Annotated in this window: 4 protein-coding genes; all 4 read left to right on the forward strand. The window is 56.4% G+C overall.

Features of this window, described 5'->3' with window-relative positions; translation table 11 throughout:
- A partial coding sequence (locus JX325_RS15045) for a DUF6353 family protein (RefSeq protein WP_243414121.1) occupies positions 1 to 431 on the forward strand: 431 nt, incomplete at its 5' end.
- A 69-nt stretch (positions 432 to 500) separates the two neighbouring features.
- Positions 501 to 779: a hypothetical protein gene (locus JX325_RS15050; RefSeq protein WP_204791882.1), complete on the forward strand. Its 279-nt coding sequence runs from the start codon at positions 501 to 503 to the stop codon at positions 777 to 779.
- A gap of 130 nt (positions 780 to 909) precedes the next feature.
- The gene (locus tag JX325_RS15055) at positions 910 to 1,446 is read left to right on the forward strand and encodes a hypothetical protein (RefSeq protein WP_243414122.1); all 537 of its coding nucleotides are present in this window, start codon (positions 910 to 912) and stop codon (positions 1,444 to 1,446) included.
- 169 nt (positions 1,447 to 1,615) lie between these two features.
- On the forward strand, positions 1,616 to 2,570 hold a 955-nt coding region (locus JX325_RS15060), incomplete at its 3' end, for a DUF6353 family protein (RefSeq protein ID WP_204791884.1).

Consider the following 2,570-nt stretch of genomic DNA (forward strand, 5'->3'; position numbering starts at 1 on the left):
ACTACCGGGAGAAAGCTGTTGAGGTCGTGGGTGAGAAAAAGGAGCAGGCCATCCGGGATGCTATTGCCAAGGACAAGCTGACTGGCAATCCCGTCGATGACAAGCAGATCGTCATGACCGGCAGTGGAGACACGCTCTGCTATGACGTGCTGTCGGGGCGCTACTTCAGGTCTGACATCGAAAAGATCCGAAAGGCCATCAACGACCTGAATCGGGATATGCTTTCTGAACAGTATGTCTCTCTGAACGACCTGTACTACGCAATCGGCCTTCCCGACATCAAGCTGGGCAATGACCTCGGCTGGAATATCGACAAGGGCTATATCGAGGTGCAGTTTGGGTCACACTTGGCTGCCAACGGAACACCCTGCCTGGTGCTGGCCTATACCGTTGCCCCTCAGTATGGCTACAACATTTTAAGCTTGGGCTGAGCATCCGCAAATTTTGCATCTGCTATTATGGAGAACACTCCAAATACATTCAGAAAAGGAGAAATCATCATGGACGAAAATAACGTGAGAGCTAACGAGGTCGAGGAAATCGAGACTGAGACTGAGGTCGTGGAGACCTCCGACGGCAACGCCGGTGCTCTTCTCGCGGGGTTCATCGGGGGCGTCCTCGCTTACGCTGCTATCAGCGGGGCGAAGAAGCTCCGGACGATCTTCGAGGAGAAGTGGGCCGCGAAGAAGCTGGCGGAGGCTGCCAAGCCGGTCGAGGCCGCGATGCCCGAGCCCGAGGAGGCTCCGCAGGAGCCCGATGAGGACGAGACTGACGAGTGAGGTTCACCGGGGGAAGTACCTGTAACAGGGTGCTTCCCCTTTTTCCTTTGTTCAAAAATTTAAGGGAGGTTGCACAATGCCCGAGTATCCCAACAACTCGCACAGTGCGCGAGAGAACCCTGAGAAAAAGATGGGGAAAGTGGTCACTGGTACGGCGAAGACCCGCAAGAAGAGCGAGGCCAAAAAGCTCGCCAACACGTTCCTGCCTGACGATGTGACCAGCGTCAAGAGTTATATTTTGATGGACGTTATCGTCCCCGGCATCAAGAACGCCATCGCCGACGTGGTCAGCATCATGCTTTTCGGCGAGGCCGGCCGCATTGGCGGCAAAAAGGGCAACGGCTCCAAGGTTTCGTACCAGCGCTATTATGACGACAGACGTGATGACCGTCGGGACTATGCCCGCCCCAGGGCCGCTGGCGGCTACGACTTCGATGACATCGTGTTTGAGTCGCGGGGGGACGCTGACCTTGTGTTGGATCAGCTTGAGGCGGCTATCAACCAGTTTGGCCTTGCAAGCGTTGCCGATCTGTACGATCTGGCCGGCATCACCAGCCCGCGGTATACCGACAACAAGTATGGCTGGACTGATATTCGGAGTGCAAGGGTCGTTCGCATCCGGGACGGCTACATCTTGCAGCTTCCGAAAGCGGTTCAAATCACTTAAAGAGGTATGAGCATGTACGGGTATCCTGTCTCGTGTGGGTACAAAGGCCTTGTGAACGGTGAATGGATGCTGTTCCCGACCGAGGCCGAATACCACGAGTACATGAGAGAGCTCGCTGAGTAGGCGAGACATCACCAAATATTTTTATTAAGAAGGAGACTATCTGACAATGAAATCGAACAAAATCATGAGCTCTGCGAGCAAGGCCCTTCACAGGGTCGGTTTCCAGCTCCAGAAAAAGAGCCCCGAGATCCTCGTGGGCGTGGGCATCCTCGGCGCCGTTGTGAGTACGGTGCTGGCCTGCAAGGCGACCACCAAGGCCGGCAAGGTCATCGACGAGGCCAAGAAGTCCATTGACACCATCCACCAGGCCAACGAGCGGGGTGTGACCAACGCCGGCGAGTCCTACTCCGATCAGGACTGCAAAAAGGACTTGACCGTCACCTATGCTCAAACCGGCATCAAGCTCGCCAAGCTGTACGGCCCTGCTGTGGTTCTGGGCGTCGCCTCTGCCGCCAGCATTTTGGCCAGCCACAACATCATGAAGAAGCGCAATGTCGCCATTGCTGCGGCCTATGCGGCTGTGGACAAGTCTTTTAAGGACTACCGCGGCCTGGTTCTGGAGCGTTTCGGTGAGCAGGTGGAGAAGGAACTCCGCTACGGCATCAAGGCCAAGGAGATCGAGGAGACTGTTACGGACAGTAAAGGCAAGGAGAAGACGGTCAAGAAGACCGTTGACGTTGCCGAGGCCGGCTGGGACCCCAGCAAGTACAGCCCCTACGCCAAGGTCTTCGATGAGGGACACCGTGACTGGCGAAAGGACCCTGAGCAGAATATGTTCTTCCTGAAGGCCCTTCAGGCCCAGGCCAACGACATGCTCAAGTCCCGCGGCCATCTCTTTCTCAACGAGGTGTACGACCTGCTGGGCTTCAAGCGCACGACTGCCGGGGCTTCCGTCGGCTGGATCTATGACGAGAGGAACCCCGTTGGCGATAACTTCATCGACTTCGGCCTCTTCGAGGTGCGCCGCCCTGCCGTCGCGGACTTTGTGAACGGCTATGAGCGCTCCATCATTCTGGACTTCAACGTCGTTGGTGACATCACCACTATGATCCCCGACCATC

The sequence above is a fragment of the Oscillibacter sp. CU971 genome (genome assembly GCF_905219725.1).
Lineage (GTDB): Bacteria > Bacillota > Clostridia > Oscillospirales > Oscillospiraceae > Oscillibacter.